The 15835-nt window shown below is 55.2% G+C and carries 20 protein-coding genes; 14 read left to right on the top strand and 6 right to left on the bottom strand.

Annotation, left to right across the window (positions count from 1 at the left end; translation table 11 throughout):
• Positions 1–100 precede the first annotated feature (100 nt).
• Entirely contained in the window at positions 101–505 is a 405-nt protein-coding gene (locus tag CDA56_RS12900; protein ID WP_004854875.1) for an OsmC family protein, read from the top strand.
• Between the two features lie 43 nt (positions 506–548).
• On the opposite strand, the gene CDA56_RS12895 is transcribed toward CDA56_RS12900, so the two are convergent.
• The 4 genes from CDA56_RS12895 to CDA56_RS12880 form a co-directional block, all read right to left on the bottom strand.
• Entirely contained in the window at positions 549–1421 is an 873-nt protein-coding gene (locus CDA56_RS12895) for a phosphoribulokinase (RefSeq protein WP_102803169.1), read from the bottom strand.
• A 35-nt stretch (positions 1422–1456) separates the two neighbouring features.
• The gene (locus CDA56_RS12890; RefSeq protein ID WP_004125965.1) at positions 1457–1675 is read right to left on the bottom strand and encodes a YheU family protein; all 219 of its coding nucleotides are present in this window, start codon (positions 1673–1675) and stop codon (positions 1457–1459) included.
• Positions 1672–2631, bottom strand: coding sequence for a hydrolase (locus CDA56_RS12885; RefSeq protein WP_231719137.1), 960 nt, complete (start codon positions 2629–2631; stop codon positions 1672–1674). Before CDA56_RS12885 ends, CDA56_RS12890 begins: the two co-directional genes overlap by 4 nt.
• Before the next feature lie 144 nt (positions 2632–2775).
• Complete coding sequence (locus CDA56_RS12880) at positions 2776–3495, bottom strand: NUDIX hydrolase (RefSeq protein ID WP_032693738.1); 720 nt, start codon at positions 3493–3495, stop codon at positions 2776–2778.
• Between the two features lie 196 nt (positions 3496–3691).
• Here CDA56_RS12880 and prs point away from each other — a divergent pair, with 196 nt between their 5' ends.
• Together prs and CDA56_RS12870 are read left to right on the top strand one after the other, a co-directional pair.
• The gene (gene prs, locus CDA56_RS12875) at positions 3692–4561 is read left to right on the top strand and encodes a ribose-phosphate diphosphokinase (RefSeq protein WP_025107832.1); all 870 of its coding nucleotides are present in this window, start codon (positions 3692–3694) and stop codon (positions 4559–4561) included.
• Positions 4562–4565: 4 nt separating this feature from the next.
• A complete protein-coding gene (locus CDA56_RS12870) occupies positions 4566–6056 on the top strand; it encodes a nicotinate phosphoribosyltransferase (protein WP_049084405.1) in 1491 nt (496 codons plus the stop codon).
• Positions 6057–6117: 61 nt separating this feature from the next.
• On the opposite strand, the gene CDA56_RS12865 is transcribed toward CDA56_RS12870, so the two are convergent.
• Positions 6118–8022, bottom strand: coding sequence for an ABC transporter ATP-binding protein (locus tag CDA56_RS12865; protein WP_004854860.1), 1905 nt, complete (start codon positions 8020–8022; stop codon positions 6118–6120).
• A 175-nt stretch (positions 8023–8197) separates the two neighbouring features.
• On the opposite strand from CDA56_RS12865, the gene kefG reads away from it, so the two are divergent.
• From kefG to slyD, 4 genes are all read left to right on the top strand, one after another.
• Positions 8198–8758 carry a glutathione-regulated potassium-efflux system ancillary protein KefG gene (kefG, locus tag CDA56_RS12855; RefSeq protein WP_004854856.1) on the top strand — a complete coding sequence of 187 codons (561 nt, stop codon included), beginning with the start codon at positions 8198–8200 and terminating at the stop codon, positions 8756–8758.
• Positions 8745–10550, top strand: a complete 1806-nt coding sequence (gene kefB / locus CDA56_RS12850; RefSeq protein ID WP_014227043.1) for a glutathione-regulated potassium-efflux system protein KefB — start codon at positions 8745–8747, stop codon at positions 10548–10550. Before kefG ends, kefB begins: the two co-directional genes overlap by 14 nt.
• A gap of 11 nt (positions 10551–10561) precedes the next feature.
• Positions 10562–10762, top strand: a complete 201-nt coding sequence (locus CDA56_RS12845; RefSeq protein WP_004106389.1) for a YheV family putative zinc ribbon protein — start codon at positions 10562–10564, stop codon at positions 10760–10762.
• 94 nt (positions 10763–10856) lie between these two features.
• Positions 10857–11444, top strand: a complete 588-nt coding sequence (slyD, locus tag CDA56_RS12840; protein WP_014227042.1) for a peptidylprolyl isomerase — start codon at positions 10857–10859, stop codon at positions 11442–11444.
• Positions 11445–11503: 59 nt separating this feature from the next.
• On the opposite strand, the gene CDA56_RS12835 is transcribed toward slyD, so the two are convergent.
• Positions 11504–11722 (bottom strand): protein SlyX, encoded by a 219-nt coding sequence (locus tag CDA56_RS12835; RefSeq protein ID WP_004106384.1) that lies wholly within the window; start codon positions 11720–11722, stop codon positions 11504–11506.
• A 222-nt stretch (positions 11723–11944) separates the two neighbouring features.
• On the opposite strand from CDA56_RS12835, the gene fkpA reads away from it, so the two are divergent.
• The 7 genes from fkpA to rpsG all read left to right on the top strand — a co-directional run bounded on the left by fkpA (position 11945) and on the right by rpsG (position 15757).
• Positions 11945–12763, top strand: a complete 819-nt coding sequence (gene fkpA, locus CDA56_RS12830) for an FKBP-type peptidyl-prolyl cis-trans isomerase (protein WP_025107830.1) — start codon at positions 11945–11947, stop codon at positions 12761–12763.
• A gap of 166 nt (positions 12764–12929) precedes the next feature.
• Positions 12930–13652 carry a helix-turn-helix transcriptional regulator gene (locus tag CDA56_RS12825; protein WP_004106380.1) on the top strand — a complete coding sequence of 241 codons (723 nt, stop codon included), beginning with the start codon at positions 12930–12932 and terminating at the stop codon, positions 13650–13652.
• On the top strand, positions 13652–14038 hold the full coding sequence (gene tusD, locus CDA56_RS12820) for a sulfurtransferase complex subunit TusD (RefSeq protein ID WP_032751527.1): 387 nt from the start codon (positions 13652–13654) through the stop codon (positions 14036–14038). Before CDA56_RS12825 ends, tusD begins: the two co-directional genes overlap by 1 nt.
• Complete coding sequence (gene tusC, locus CDA56_RS12815) at positions 14038–14397, top strand: sulfurtransferase complex subunit TusC (protein WP_004854839.1); 360 nt, start codon at positions 14038–14040, stop codon at positions 14395–14397. Before tusD ends, tusC begins: the two co-directional genes overlap by 1 nt.
• A gap of 7 nt (positions 14398–14404) precedes the next feature.
• On the top strand, positions 14405–14692 hold the full coding sequence (gene tusB, locus CDA56_RS12810) for a sulfurtransferase complex subunit TusB (protein WP_025107828.1): 288 nt from the start codon (positions 14405–14407) through the stop codon (positions 14690–14692).
• Between the two features lie 124 nt (positions 14693–14816).
• Positions 14817–15191, top strand: a complete 375-nt coding sequence (rpsL, locus tag CDA56_RS12805) for a 30S ribosomal protein S12 (RefSeq protein ID WP_002920115.1) — start codon at positions 14817–14819, stop codon at positions 15189–15191.
• Between the two features lie 95 nt (positions 15192–15286).
• On the top strand, positions 15287–15757 hold the full coding sequence (gene rpsG, locus CDA56_RS12800; protein WP_004106370.1) for a 30S ribosomal protein S7: 471 nt from the start codon (positions 15287–15289) through the stop codon (positions 15755–15757).
• Positions 15758–15835 lie beyond the last annotated feature (78 nt).

Raw genomic sequence — 15835 nt, 5'->3', positions numbered from 1 at the left:
CCTGGTGTCTCGCTTCAGCATGACCCAGGTCGCCTTCCGTTGCGAGAATTGTTATGTACGCGTAATCTGTCAGGAAAATTACAGCCCTGGAGTTAAATTTATGCAAGCGCGAGTGAAGTGGGTTGAAGGGTTAACCTTCATCGGTGAGTCGGCTTCTGGCCACCAGATTCTGATGGACGGCAATTCCGGGGATAAAGCGCCCAGCCCAATGGAAATGGTACTGATGGCGGCAGGCGGATGCAGCGCGATTGATGTGGTTTCCATATTGCAGAAGGGCCGCCAGAACGTCACCAACTGCGAAGTTAAGCTGACCTCGGAGCGCCGCGAAGAGGCGCCGCGTCTGTTTACCCATATCAATCTGCATTTTATCGTGACCGGTAAAGAACTGAAGGACGCTGCCGTGTCTCGCGCGGTCGACCTGTCGGCGGAAAAGTATTGTTCCGTCGCGCTGATGCTTGAGAAAGCGGTAAACATTACCCACTCTTATGAAGTGATCGAAGGGTAAGCCGAACGCGCCCCGGCCGGCAATCGCGCCTCCGGGGTTCTGGCTACTCGCTGATTTTCCTGCCTTCCATCAGCCGCTCAACCAGCGGCGCCATAATCAGTTCCATCGCCAGCCCCATTTTCCCGCCCGGTACCACCAGAGTATTCATATGCGAAATAAACGAGCCCTGCAGCATCGCCAGTAGCCAGGGGAAATCGATATTTTTTAGATTACGGAAATGGATAACGACAAAGCTTTCATCCAGTGAAGGAATGGCTTTGGCCGCAAACGGGTTGGACGTATCCACCGTCGGTACGCGCTGAAAGTTGAGGTGGGTGCGTGAAAACTGCGGGGTGATAAAGTTGATGTAATCTTCCATCGAGCGGACCACGGAATCCATGACCGCCTCACGAGAGTGTCCGCGCTCGCTGGTGTCGCGGATAAGCTTCTGGATCCACTCAAGATTGACGATGGGCACCACGCCGACCAGCAGGTCGACATGGTTTGCTACGTTATGCTGCGGCGTCACAACGCCGCCGTGCAGGCCTTCATAAAACAGGACGTCAGTCGGTTCCGGCAGCGGCTGCCAGGGCGTGAAGGTCCCCGGAACCTGATTCCACGGCACGGCCTCGTCATAGGTATGTAAATATTTGCGCGACTGGCCTTTGCCGCTTTGCCCATATTCGGAGAACGTGTGTTCCAGCAGGCCGAAGTCGTTAGCCTCGGGGCCAAAGTAGCTGATATGTTTGCCCTGATCGCGCGCTTTACGGATCGCCATGTCCATTTCCGGACGGGTATAGCGGTGAAAACTATCGCCTTCAACTTCGGCGGCGTGCAGATTAAGCTGGGCGAAAATTTTGCGAAAGGCGAGGCTGGTGGTCGTGGTTCCCGCGCCGCTGGAGCCCGTGACGGCAATCACCGGATGTTTGGCAGACATAACAACTCCCAGAGTAAACGATAGTGTGTGCCGCCTTAGCCGTGAAACTGCTTGCGGGGCATGATGTTCACCGTTTCGTGCAGTTCTGACCACACCAGCACGGCTTCTCCGCTTTTCAACTGTTGTTTAACATCCGCGACTTTATCCGTCAGCGAACGTTCATGTTCACCATAATCGGTGCCTTCACGTAATACAAAACTTTCGATCAGGTTATCCAGCGTTTCGGGATCGAGATCTTGCCAGGGAATGATCATATTTGCGCTCCTAGCCAACGGGTTAGCCAATCCGGGATGCGTTTTTCAAGCCACATTTCAGGCTTACGCAGCGTGCCGCCGACGAAGCCAACGTGCCCGCCGTGCTCCGTGAGCTGATATTCGACATTCGCCGGCAGCTGCTCCTGCGGGGGAATCGAGTGGTGATCCATAAAGGGATCGTCCTTCGCGTGAATAATCAGCGTGGGCTTAGTGATATCGCTCAGGCGCGGCATGGCGCTACACTGGCGATAGTAGTCCAGCGCATCGGCAAAACCGTGGATCCTGGCCGTAATGCAATCGTCAAACTCGCGGATACGGCGCATGCTTTTTAGCTGGCGTAAATCGACGGGCAGAGAGCCGGGATAGGCTTTTAGCTTACGCGCGGCGTTGGCTTTCAGCAGGTTGAGCAGATAGCGCTGATAAACGCGGGAGAAACCTTTGTCCATATGATAGCTACAGGCTTCCAGCATAAACGGCGCCGAGACGATAACCGCGGCATCAACGGGGATAGCGTCGCCTTCTTTTGCCAGCAGGCAGCCCAGCATATTGCCCCCGAGCGAATATCCCACCGCGGCGGTGGGAACCGTGCCGTACTCGCGCTGGAGCCAGCGCAGAAACCAGGAGCCGTCTTCCGTTTCGCCCGAGTGGTAGATGCGGTTATTCCGGTTGGGTTCGCCGCTACAGCCGCGAAAGTGCATCACCACGCCCAGCCAGCCGCGCTGCATTGCCGCATGGATAAGTCCGTGTGCGTAAGGGCTGTGTAGGCTCCCCTCTAGGCCATGAAATACCACCAGACGAGGTTTATGGCGCGCCTGAGAAGGGTCTTCACTCCATGCCAGATCGACAAAATCGCCGTCTGGCAATTCCAGACGCTGCCAGTGGGGAGTAAAGCGGAGTTTGCGACGGATTAGCCGCGGCAACATGGTTTGCAAATGACGATTGCCTACGCCGCGCATCGGATGAAACTGCTGCGAGTCGTCTTCAGGGGGCGTCATTTCTGTAGGAGTGATATCAACCATAGCACCAGAGCAATAAATAATCTTTATAACATACTATACCGCGCATGAAGTGCGCAGGTTAGCCCATATGTGGCCTTGCGGCTAATCGGTCAGCAGGTTACGTGAAAAGAGATGAAAATCGACGCCGGGTTTACGCCGCCATAGCCGCGCTTTCCGCGCGCCGGTTGCCGCTGTTTCACCGGTCTCTTCAAACATTCCGGAGGCTTCGAAGCGGCGAATCAGGCTTTTGCGTTGAATCGGCTGACCAAGGATGATTTCCGTGGCTTCCAGCAGCTGACCATGGGTAAAGGTCTCCGGCAGACAGTAAACCGGCAGTAAAGAGTACATCGTTTTTTGGCGTAAGCGATGCAGACCGGCGTCGATAATCTTTTGATGATCGAAAGCCAGCGAATAGCAATCCAGCTGCGCCACCGGCACCCAGCGGGCATCGCTGACGCTGGCGATATGCGGCTGACACTCTACCCACGAGATTAACGCAAACCAGGCGATAGTCAGGCTCCAGCCGCGCGGATCGCGATCCGGCCCGGAGAAGGTGTCGAGCTGCTCCAGCCATGACGGTGAAATCCCGGTTTTTTCCGTGAGCTTACGTAGCGCCGTGGCGCGGGTTGAATCATCGTGCGCCAGATCGATAAAGCCGCCGGGTAGCCCCCACGCCCCCTGTTGCGGTGGATTAGCGCGCTCAACCAGCAGAACGCACAGCGCCCCTTCATGCAGGGTAAACAGGACGCTATCGACGGTCACCAGCGGCGAGGGAAAGCGGCTGGCATCGTATTGGCTGAGGTATTCGGCATCGTTGGTCATAGAGCGCTCGCAGCGGAAAAGAACGCTGACAAGTGTACCAGCCCCTTCCTGAGCAGCAAGCCTACATTTTTATTATTGTTTTTCAACTGCTTAATTAACATCTCCGCTTAAATGACATTTAACGCTTGCAGAGTATGTGTCTTAGGGACATTATTGATTGTGTCTTAGGGACACAATTTAATGAGCGGAGGTCATCATGAGCGAAAAATTTACCCTGGAACTGGATGATGAGGCGTTTACGCTTGCCAGCGGCGTCTTTCCCGATGGCGCTGTGTGGCTGAAGGTGACCGATCCACTACCGCCTTCCGCCCGTCTGATGCGCATCCGGGCGGTTGCTCTGCGCGACATGAACGATTTTATGCTGCTGGCGCAGCTGGTGGAGGCCGTGCGTCATGTTACCGACGTGACGTTTAGCCATCTGGAACTGCCGTGGCTGCCGTGGGCGCGTCAGGATCGTCATATGGTGCCGGGAGACAGCTTCGCGCTGAAGGTCTTTGCCCGGCAGCTTAATACCCTTGGCTTTGACAAAGTCGTGGTGCTTGACCCGCACAGCGATGCCGCAGCGGCGGCAGTCAATAATATGGTCGCGGTGGCTCAACAGCACTGTCTTCTGCAGAGCGCCGGTCTGCGTCAGGCTATTGCTGCCGGGGAGCTGATGCTGGTGGCGCCGGATGCCGGCGCGCTAAAGAAGATTCATCCTGTGGCTAAAGCCTGCGGTGCCGGAGAGTTCGCGATCCTCGGTAAAGAGCGTGATCTTGCCAGCGGCGCGTTAACCGGTTTTTCCCTGCTGGCCGGTAATGTCGCGGGGAAAGCGGTGCTTATTGTTGACGACCTCTGCGACGCTGGCGGCACCTTTATCGGCTCGGCGCAGGTGCTGCGCGAGGCGGGCGCCCGCAGCGTGAGTCTGTACGTCACCCACGGTATTTTTTCCAAAGGCGTAGAGCATCTGTTGAATAACGGCATCGATGCCGTTTACGCCACCACCTCTTTGACTTCTCCTGCCCTGGCTCATCCGCAGCTGGAGCTTATCGATATTGACGCCATCTACCGCGCACATTGGGGATAACATGATGAAAATAAATCCGATTCTGGCCATTGATGGTTATAAAGTTTCCCATCGCGTGCAGTATCCGCAGGGGACAACGAAGGTTTACTCTAACTTTACCCCGCGCAGCGATCGTTTTTTCCAGTCGCCGCAGGCCGATGGCAAGCTGGTGTTTTTCGGCCTGCAGGGCTTTCTGCAGTGGTTCCTGGTCGATCTGTTTAACGAGGCGTTTTTCGCCCGCCCGGAAGAGGAGGTCGTGAACGAGTATAAGCAGGTGATGGACGGCTATCTGGGGCGCGATACGGTTGGGGTGGAGCCTATTCGCGCTCTGCATCGGCTTGGCTATTTACCGCTGCATATCAAAGCGCTGGATGAAGGCACCAAGGTGCCGATGAAAGTACCGGTGCTGACCATCACCAATACGCAACCTGAGTTCTTCTGGCTGGTGAACTATCTGGAGACGGTGCTTTCGGCGGAGCTGTGGAAAGCGTCAACCAACGCGACCATCGCCCACCACTATCGCCTGATTTGCGAACGCTGGGCGGAGAAAACCTGTAGCGATCTGACGCACCTTGATTTCCAATGTCACGACTTTTCGTTTCGGGGGATGTCCGGACTGCACGACACTGCGCAGTCGGGCTGCGGACATCTGGCCAGCTTCAAAGGGACCGATAGCCTGCCTTCGCTGCTGTATGCCCGTGATTATTACACTCGCGGTGAAGATGAGCTCATCGGTGCCAGCATTCCGGCTACGGAACACAGCGTGATGTGTATGGGCGAGCGCGAGCGGGAAATTGAAACCTTTCGCCGGCTGATTACCGAAGTCCACCCGCAGGGTTTCGTCTCTATCGTCTCGGATACCTGGGACTACTGGCAGGTGCTGACCGAATACACCCGCGAGCTGCAGGCAATAATTATGCAGCGTCAGGGGCGCGTGGTATTCCGTCCGGACAGCGGCGATCCGGTGGCGATTCTGTGCGGAACCGCAGCTGACGACGACACCCGCAGCGAGCGCAGCGCCGAGGAGAAAGGCTCCGTGGAGGTTCTGTGGGAAATTTTTGGCGGTACTATCAACGAAAAAGGATACAAGGTGCTGGATCCGCATGTCGGCCTGATTTACGGCGATTCCATTACTCTCGCCAGAGCGGATGAGATCCTGCGTCGCCTGGAAGCGAAAGGTTTTGCCAGCGCTAACGTGGTGTTCGGCGTGGGTTCATTTACCTACCAGTACAACACCCGCGATACCTTCGGCTTCGCGATGAAGGCAACCTGGGGGGAGGTGAACGGCGAGGGAAGAGCCCTCTTTAAGGAGCCGAAAACCGATAATGGTCTTAAACGTTCGGCGCGTGGTCTGCTGCGCGTGGAACGCGACGCCTTGGGGGAACTGCAGCTGTACGATGGGCAAACGCTGGAACAGGAGCAGCAGGGTGAGTTAAAAACGCGCTTTCTGGATGGCAAGCTGTACGGCTATGTCTCGCTGTCGCAGATCCGCGCCCGGCTGGCGGCGCAGCGCTAAGCCACGGTGCGGAGGATGAAAAAAGGCGGGTTAGCCCGCCTTCTCGTATGGCATATTGCCGCTAGCCTTCCTGCAGCATCTGCTCCAGCTGCTCCTGGGCATCCAGCCAGGCCATTTCACACTCTTCCAGCCCGGACTTCGCGCTGGCCTGCTGCTGTAGACACGCAGTGAGCTCGGCTTTGCGGCTTTGATCGTACAATTCGCTGTCGCCCAGCTTCTCTTCCGCCTGCGCCAGCTGCGCGTTGAACTTCTCCATCTCTTTTTCCAGTCGGGCGATCTCTTTGCGCAGCGGCTGGGTCAGCGTACGCAGTTCGGCTTCCCGGCGTTTCTGATCTTTACGCGCCTGGGCGCTGTTGCCGTTTTCCTTTGGCTCTTCCGATGTCTGGCTTTCCTGCTTTTGCGAGTCGCTCAGCCACTGCTGATAGTCTTCAAGATCGCCATCGAAAGGTTCGACTTTGCTGTCGTGCACCAGATAAAGGTCATCGGTGGTGGAGCGAATCAGATGACGGTCGTGCGAAACCACCACCAGCGCGCCTTCAAAATCAATGAGCGCTTCGGTTAGCGCCTGGCGCATATCGAGATCGAGGTGGTTGGTGGGTTCATCAAGCAGCAGCAGGTTAGGCCGCTGCCAGACGATTAACGCCAGCACCAGGCGCGCTTTCTCGCCGCCGGAGAAACGCTTTGTCTCTTCGTTGACTTTATCGCTCTGGAAGCCGAAACCGCCCAGATAGTCGCGCAGCTTCTGCTCCAGCTCCTGCGGCGCAATACGGGCAAGATGCTGCAGCGGGGATTCGTCGGCGCGCAGGAACTCCAGCTGATGCTGGGCAAAGTAGCCAAGCTTGATGCCTTTCGCCAGACCAATTTCACCCTGCAGCGGCTGTAGCTCGCCGGCCAGCAGTTTAATCAGCGTCGATTTACCGGCCCCGTTACGCCCCAGCAGACCGATGCGCGAACCGGGAACCAGATTCAGCTTGATTGAGTCGAGAATCACGCGCTCGCCATAACCGGCGCTGACCTTTTCCATTTTCAATAGGGGATTGGGCAGGCTTTCCGGCGCGCGGAAGCTAAAGTGAAACGGGTTATCAACGTGGGCAGGGGCGATGAGCTCCATACGCTCGAGCATTTTGATACGGCTTTGCGCCTGTTTAGCTTTGGTGGCTTTAGCGCGAAAACGGTCGATGTAGCTCTGCAAATGCGCGACGCGCAGCTGCTGGCTCTCATACATCGACTGTTGCTGCGCAAGACGGGTCGCGCGCTGCACTTCAAATGAGCTGTAGTTGCCGGTGTACTCGAACATCGTTTGCTGTTCGATATGGATAATTTTGTCGACGATCGGATCGAGAAAATCGCGATCATGGGAGATCAGTATCAGGGTCCCCGGGTAGCCTTTGAGCCACTTCTCCAGCCAGATGACCGCGTCGAGATCGAGGTGGTTCGTCGGTTCATCAAGCAGCAGCAGATCGGAACGGCAAATCAGCGCCTGCGCGAGGTTGAGACGCATACGCCAGCCGCCGGAAAAGTCGCTCACCGGTCTTTCAAGCTGTTCGTTGCTGAAACCGAGCCCGTGGAGCAGGCTGGCCGCACGCGAGCGGATGGTCCAGGCGTCGATGGCGTCCAGCTTACCGTGGACCGTCGCGATGGCATGGCCGTCATTACGTTCGTTGGCTTCGTGCAGGTCCGCCTCCAGCTTGCGGAATTCGCGATCGCCATCAATAACATAGTCAATAGCCGGCTGCGCAAGCGCAGGCGTTTCCTGATTAACCCAGGCCAGCTGCCAGCTGCCGGGGAAGGTCATTGAGCCGCCGTCGGCGCTAATCTCGTTTTTCAAAAGCGAAAGCAGCGTGGATTTACCGCAGCCGTTTTTACCCACCAGGCCGACTTTTTGCCCTGGGTTGATGGTGGCGGTAGCGTTGTCCAGCAGGACGCGTACGCCGCGACGAATTTGTAAGGAGGAGAAAACAATCATAAGGCGCCGTATGTTCTGACTATGTTAATTTGTCATTATGATAATGTAGTGTCGAGCGAATCGCTCAACCGGGCCGCAATGGTAGCCCAAAATGAAGATGATACACAAAGTCATTCTGGTTGCGTCGGGACGCAGCCGCTGCACAGGCCGCCAGAAGACGTTCGGGAGGGGAAAGATGTCTCAGACAGCGAAAGTTTTGCTGCTGTATGCCCACCCAGAATCTCAGGATTCCGTGGCCAACCGGGTTTTGCTTGAACCGGCCTTACAGTTGTCGAATGTTACCGTGCACGATCTCTACGCGCACTATCCGGATTTTTTTATCGATATCGCCTGCGAGCAGGATCTCCTGCGCCAGCATGAGGTGATTGTTTTCCAGCATCCGCTCTATACCTGGAGCTGCCCGGCGCTGATGAAAGAGTGGCTGGACAGGGTGCTCAGCCGCGGCTTTGCCAGCGGGGCGGGAGGGAATCAGCTGGCGGGAAAGTACTGGCGTAGCGTCATTACTACCGGCGAGCCGGAGAGCGCCTACCGGCGCGATGCCCACCGTTATCCGATGAATGATATTCTCCGCCCTTTCGAACTGACCGCCGGTATGTGCCGCATGCACTGGATGAGCCCGATTATCGTCTACTGGGCGCGTCGGCAATCACCCGACGATCTGAAAAGCCGCGCTCGCGCCTACCGCGATTGGCTGGCTAACCCTGTAACGGCGGGAGGTCCAAATGGCGGGAGCTGATTTACTGCTGGCCGGGGTGTTATTTCTGTTTGCCGCCGTAGTGGCGGTGCCGCTGGCGGCGAGGCTGGGTATTGGTGCCGTGCTGGGGTATCTGTTGGCCGGTATCGCCATCGGCCCCTGGGGATTAGGCTTCATCAGCGATGTGGATGAAATTCTTCACTTCTCAGAATTAGGCGTCGTCTTTCTGATGTTTATCATCGGACTGGAGTTGAATCCGTCCAAGCTGTGGCGGCTGAGAAGCTCCATTTTCGGCGTCGGGGCCGCTCAGGTCGCCTTCAGCGCGCTGATACTTGGCGGTTTGCTCATGCTTAGCGACTTCTCATGGCGCGCTGCGGTGGTTGGCGGAATTGGGCTGGCGATGTCTTCCACCGCGATGGCGCTGCAGCTGATGCGGGAGAAAGGCATGAGCCGCAGCGAGTCCGGGCAGCTGGGCTTCTCCGTACTGCTGTTTCAGGATCTGGCTGTGATCCCGGCCCTGGCGCTGGTTCCCCTGCTCGCAGGGTCAGGTGACGACCATTTTAACTGGCTCACCATCGGGATGAAGGTGCTGGCCTTCGGCGGAATGCTGGTTGGAGGTCGTTATCTGCTGAGGCCGGTATTTCGGTTTATCGCCGGCTCCGGCGTGCGGGAGGTCTTTACCGCGGCGACGCTACTGCTGGTTCTTGGATCGGCGTTGTTTATGGATGCGCTCGGTTTGTCGATGGCGCTGGGGACCTTTATCGCCGGCGTCCTGCTGGCAGAGAGCGAGTATCGCCACGAGCTGGAAATCGCCATTGAGCCGTTTAAAGGGCTTCTCCTCGGGCTGTTCTTTATTTCCGTTGGCATGGCGCTGAACCTTGGGGTGCTTTATACCCATTTACTGTGGGTTGTGGCCAGCGTCGCGATACTGGTGACGGTAAAAGGTCTCGTCCTGTATCTTCTGGCACGGGTTTATGGCCTGCGCAGCTCTGAACGGGTGCAGTTTGCCGGCGTGCTGAGCCAGGGGGGAGAGTTTGCCTTTGTGCTGTTCTCACTCCCCGCTTCGCTTCGTCTGTTTCAAAACGATCAGATGGCCCTGCTGCTGGTGACGGTGACATTATCGATGATGACCACGCCGCTGCTGATGAAGCTCATCGATAAAGTCCTTTCGCGGCGATTGAACCAACCTGAAGAGGAGGGCGAGGCTCCGTGGGTTGAAGATGACAAACCGCAGGTGATCATCGTTGGTTTTGGGCGTTTCGGCCAGGTGATTGGCCGTCTGCTGATGGCGAACAAAATGCGTATTACGGTACTGGAGCGCGATATCAGCGCGGTCAATCTGATGCGTAAATATGGCTATAAAGTTTATTTTGGCGATGCGACGCAGCTGGAGCTCCTGCGCTCGGCGGGAGCCGAAGACGCGCAGTCGATCGTTATCACCTGCAACGAGCCGGAAGATACCATGAAGCTGGTGGAGATGTGTCAACAACACTTTCCACATCTCCATATTCTGGCGCGAGCGCGGGGACGCGTTGAGGCCCATGAGCTGCTGCAGGCGGGAGTGGCGCAGTTTTCCCGCGAAACCTTCTCCAGCGCGCTGGAGCTAGGACGAAAAGCGCTTATCTCGCTCGGCATGCATCCCCATCAGGCGCAGCGCGCCCAGCTGCATTTTCGGCGCCTCGATATGCGGATGCTGCGTGAGTTAATGCCGGTGCATAGTGATACCCTGCAGATATCCCGCGTGCGGGAAGCCAGACGCGAGCTGGAGGAGATTTTTCAGCGCGAGATGCAAAAAGAGAGCAGGCAGTTAGACGGCTGGGATGAATTTGAATAAAGGTAAATGATATGGCTGTGCGTAAACGTTTTATCGCCGGTGCGAAATGCCCGGCGTGCCAGGCCCAGGATTCGCTGGCGATGTGGCGTGAGAATAATGTCGATATTGTTGAGTGCGTTAAGTGCGGTCATCAGATGCGTGAGGCGGATAAAGAGGTCCGCGAGCATGTTCGCAAAGAAGAGCAAGTGATAGGCATTTTTCATCCGGACTAGCGTTATCTATCGGCTTTTTTTAAGCTAGAGGGTACACGGGTGCAGAATTCCGCTACAATCTGCGCCACTATTCTTCCCATGCTCAGGAGATATCATGAAAGTAGCAAAAGACCTGGTGGTCAGCCTGGCCTATCAGGTACGTACAGAAGACGGTGTGTTGGTTGATGAGTCTCCGGTAAGCGCGCCGCTTGACTACCTGCATGGTCACGGTTCCCTGATTTCCGGCCTGGAAAACGCGCTGGACGGCCACGACGTTGGCGACAAATTTGACGTCGAAGTCGGCGCTAACGATGCATACGGTCAGTACGACGAAAACCTGGTTCAGCGCGTTCCTAAAGACGTATTTATGGGCGTTGATGAACTGCAGGTTGGCATGCGCTTCCTGGCGGAAACCGATCAGGGTCCGGTACCGGTAGAAATCACCGAAGTGGGTGACGAACACGTTGTTGTTGACGGTAACCACATGCTGGCTGGTCAGAATCTGAAGTTCAACGTTGAAGTTGTCGCGATTCGCGAAGCAACGGCGGAAGAGCTGGAGCATGGTCATGTACACGGTGCTCACGGGCACGATCATGGCCACGACCACGATCATGATGGTTGCTGCGGTGGCCACGGCCATGACCATGACCACGAACATGGCAAAGGCGGCTGCGGCGGCAACGGCGGCTGCGGCTGCCACTAATTCCGCTGCGCTCGCGTCGCGGAATAGAAAAAAGCGGGGAAACCCGCTTTTTTTACGTCTTAATAGTGCGGCGGGGGCGTTTCTTCCGCCTGTGAAGCCATATGCGACGGCTGAGTGGCTTTCAGTTTTTCGACCATCAGGCGCATATGTTCGCGCATCCTCGCCATTTCTATCTCGTGGGCGGTGACGGTCTTGTTGAGGTCTTCAATAGTGATTTCCTGAAACGCCAGTCTGCTCTCCAGCTCCGCAAGGCGAGTCTCTAAAGTGCTATCGTGCATGAGTAACCTCTTCTGTCTTATCCTGCGGGCGGATTCTACTGAAGTTTCAGCATCCGCGCAGCATCGTTACGTCTGACAGGAAACTAATTCATACAAAAATAGTCTTAAATGAGGCGATATTCAGGTACGTCTGTATGTTGATTTGTTCTGCAACGTTCTATAGTACGTTTTTTGTTTTTTACGATAACCCTGGGGTGAGATGCCCCGGCCCTGGAGAAATGGATGAAATCACTGTTTAAAGTAACGCTGCTGGCGACCACTATGGCCATCGCCCTGAATGCACCGCTGAGCTTCGCTGCTGAGACTACAGCGAAAGCGGCACCCGCAACGGACAGCAAATCGGCATTTAAAAATGACGATCAGAAATCTGCTTATGCGCTGGGTGCATCGCTGGGACGTTACATGGAAAACTCCCTGAAAGAACAAGAAAAACTGGGCATCAAATTAGATAAAGATCAGCTGATCGCCGGCGTTCAGGACGCTTTTGCTGATAAGAGCAAACTGTCCGATCAGGAGATCGAACAGACTCTGCAGGCGTTTGAAACCCGTGTAAAAACTGCTGCTCAGCAGAAAATGGAAAAAGACGCCTCTGAGAATGAAGCAAAAGGCAAAGCTTACCGTGACGCCTTTGCCAAAGAGAAAGGCGTGAAAACGTCTAAATCTGGCCTGCTCTACAAAGTCGAGAAAGCGGGGACCGGCGAAACGCCGAAAGACAGCGATACCGTTGTCGTCAACTACAAAGGTACGCTGATCGACGGTAAAGAGTTTGATAACTCTTATACCCGCGGCGAGCCGCTTTCCTTCCGCCTGGACGGGGTGATCCCGGGCTGGACCGAAGGCCTGAAGAACATCAAGAAAGGCGGTAAAATCCAGCTGGTCATTCCACCGGATCTGGCTTACGGCAAAACTGGCGTACCGGGTATCCCGGCAAACTCTACTCTGGTATTTGATGTAGAGTTGCTGGATATTAAACCGGCGCCGAAAGCAGACGCCAAGCCTGAAGCCGCTGCTGAAGCGCCAGCCGCTGACGCTAAGAAGTAATCGGTTTTAAGCCGCCGCCTCCAGGGGCGGCGGTTTTTTTATTGCGGGCAGATATAATTAAAACTGGAAAGAACCTCAGGCGCTGTATTACTTTAGATAGATTAATAATGATGATGAGCCTGCCCTGACGATAACGACAGGCTCCTGAAAAGGAGTGCTTTTTTTCATGTCCAGGTCGCTTTTAACCAACGAGACCAGTGAGCTTGATTTGCTGGATCAACGTCCTTTTGACCAGACCGACTTCGATATCCTTAAATCCTATGAAGCGGTAGTGGACGGGTTAGCGATGCTCATCGGTTCCCACTGTGAAATCGTATTGCACTCATTGCAGGACTTAAAATGTTCCGCTATTCGTATCGCCAACGGTGAACACACCGGCCGTCAAATCGGCTCGCCAATTACCGACCTTGCGCTGCGCATGCTGCACGATATGACTGGAGCCGATAGCAGCGTTTCCAAATGCTATTTTACTCGCGCCAAAAGCGGTGTGCTGATGAAATCGGTCACTATCGCTATCCGCAACCGTGACCATCGGGTCATTGGCCTGCTGTGCATCAACATGAACCTTGATGTCCCTTTCTCACAAATCATGAGCACCTTTATTCCGCCGGAAACGACGGAGGTGAATTCCCAGGTCAACTTTGCTTCATCGGTTGACGATCTGGTGGCCCAGACGCTTGAGTTCACGATTGAAGAGGTGAACGCTGACCGTAACGTTTCTAACAACGCTAAAAATCGGCAGATCGTCCTGAACCTCTATGAGAAGGGGATCTTTGATATCAAAGATGCCATCAACCAGGTGGCCGATCGGCTGAACATCTCTAAGCACACGGTATATCTCTACATTCGTCAGTTCAAAAGTGGAGATTTCCAGGGGCTGGATAAGTAATGCGCTTTGCCATTACGGTAACGGGGCCCGCTTATGGTACCCAGCAGGCCAGCAGCGCACTACAGTTTGCCCGCGCCGTTTTGCAGGAAGGCCACGAGTTGATCAGCATCTTTTTCTATCGTGAAGGCGTCTATAACGCGAATCAACTCACGGCGCCCGCCAGCGACGAATTTGATCTGGTTCGGGCCTGGCAGAAGCTGCATGACGAACACGCCGTTTCCTTGCATATCTGTGTAGCCGCAGCGTTACGGCGTGGAATCACTGATGAACAGGAGGCCCGGCAGCTGAATTTGCCTGGGTATAATTTGCAGCCGGGTTTTACCTTGAGCGGATTGGGCGCGCTGGCGGAAGCCGCGTTAACCTGCGATCGCATGGTGCAGTTCTGATGAAGCGCGTAGCCTTTGTTTTTTCGTCTGCGCCTCATGGTTCAGCGTCGGGCAGGGAAGGGCTGGACGCCCTGCTGGCAACCTCCGCTCTGACGGAAGAGATCGGCGTTTTCTTCGTGGGTGATGGTGTCTTTCAGCTTCTTCCCGGGCAGCGCCCCGCAGCGGTGCTGGCGCGCGACTATATCTCCACCTTTAAGCTCTTATCGCTATACGATATCGAACAGTGCTGGATTTGCGCTGCTTCAGCACGGGAACGCGGTCTGAATTCTGCCACGCCGTGGGTTGTTGATGGCGAATGGCTGGAGCCAGAGGCTTTGCGCGCCCGGCTTGACGATTTTAACGTGATACTGCGGTTCTGAGGCTCGAATGCTCCACACGCTAAGCACATCCCCCTGGCACGCCGATATGGCGGCTATGCTCCGTTTGCTAAAAGAGGGCGACGATCTTCTGCTGCTGTCGGATGGCGTTATCGCCGCTCTCGCGGAAGGCCGTTTCCTTGAAATCCTGCAATCTGCCCCCATATCCCTCTACGCTCTGCAAGAAGATATCGAAGCCCGCGGGCTGGCTGGTCAAATTGCGGACAGTGTCGTCAGGGTTAGCTATACTGATTTCGTCAGACTTTCAGTCAAACATGCAGGTCAGTTGTCCTGGTAATGGCGGGATCGTTGTATATTTCTTGACACCTTTTCGGCACCGCCCTAAAATTCTGCGTCCTCATATTATATGAGGCGATTTATTACGTGTTTACGAAGCAAAAGCTAAAACCAGGAGCTATTTAATGGCAACAATTAACCAGCTGGTACGCAAACCACGCGCGCGCAAAGTTGCAAAGAGCAACGTGCCGGCGCTGGAAGCCTGCCCGCAGAAACGTGGCGTATGTACTCGTGTATATACCACCACTCCTAAGAAACCGAACTCCGCACTGCGTAAAGTTTGCCGTGTGCGTCTGACTAACGGTTTCGAAGTCACCTCCTACATCGGTGGTGAAGGTCACAACCTGCAGGAGCACTCCGTGATCCTGATCCGTGGCGGTCGTGTTAAAGACCTTCCGGGTGTTCGTTACCACACCGTTCGTGGTGCGCTTGACTGCTCCGGCGTTAAAGACCGTAAGCAAGCTCGCTCCAAGTATGGCGTGAAGCGTCCTAAGGCTTAATGGTTCTCCGTTAAGTAAGGCCAAACGTTTTATATTAATGTCAAACTAAACTCTTAGAGTTTTGGACAATCCTGAATTAACAACGGAGTATTTCCATGCCACGTCGTCGCGTCATTGGTCAGCGTAAAATCCTGCCGGATCCTAAGTTCGGATCAGAACTGCTGGCTAAATTTGTAAATATCCTGATGGTAGATGGTAAAAAATCTACTGCAGAAGCAATCGTATACAGCGCGCTGGAGACCCTGGCTCAGCGCTCTGGTAAAAATGAACTGGAAGCTTTCGAAGTCGCTCTCGACAACGTGCGCCCGACTGTAGAAGTTAAGTCTCGCCGCGTTGGTGGTTCTACTTATCAGGTTCCAGTTGAAGTCCGTCCGGTTCGTCGTAATGCTCTGGCAATGCGTTGGATCGTTGAAGCTGCTCGTAAACGTGGTGATAAATCCATGGCTCTGCGTCTGGCGAACGAACTTTCTGATGCTGCAGACAACAAAGGTACTGCAGTTAAGAAACGTGAAGACGTTCACCGTATGGCAGAAGCCAACAAGGCGTTCGCACACTACCGTTGGTAATCCCTTCGGAGTATTAGTCACCAGGCGGGCGCTTCAGATAAGTCGCCCGTTTTGGATAACTTAACTGAACGCCTAAAG

Origin of the sequence: Klebsiella michiganensis, assembly GCF_002925905.1 — a bacterium.
GTDB classification, from domain to species: domain Bacteria; phylum Pseudomonadota; class Gammaproteobacteria; order Enterobacterales; family Enterobacteriaceae; genus Klebsiella; species Klebsiella michiganensis.
Note: the sequence above shows the minus strand (reverse complement) of the source record. Positions and strands in the feature narration are given on the sequence as shown.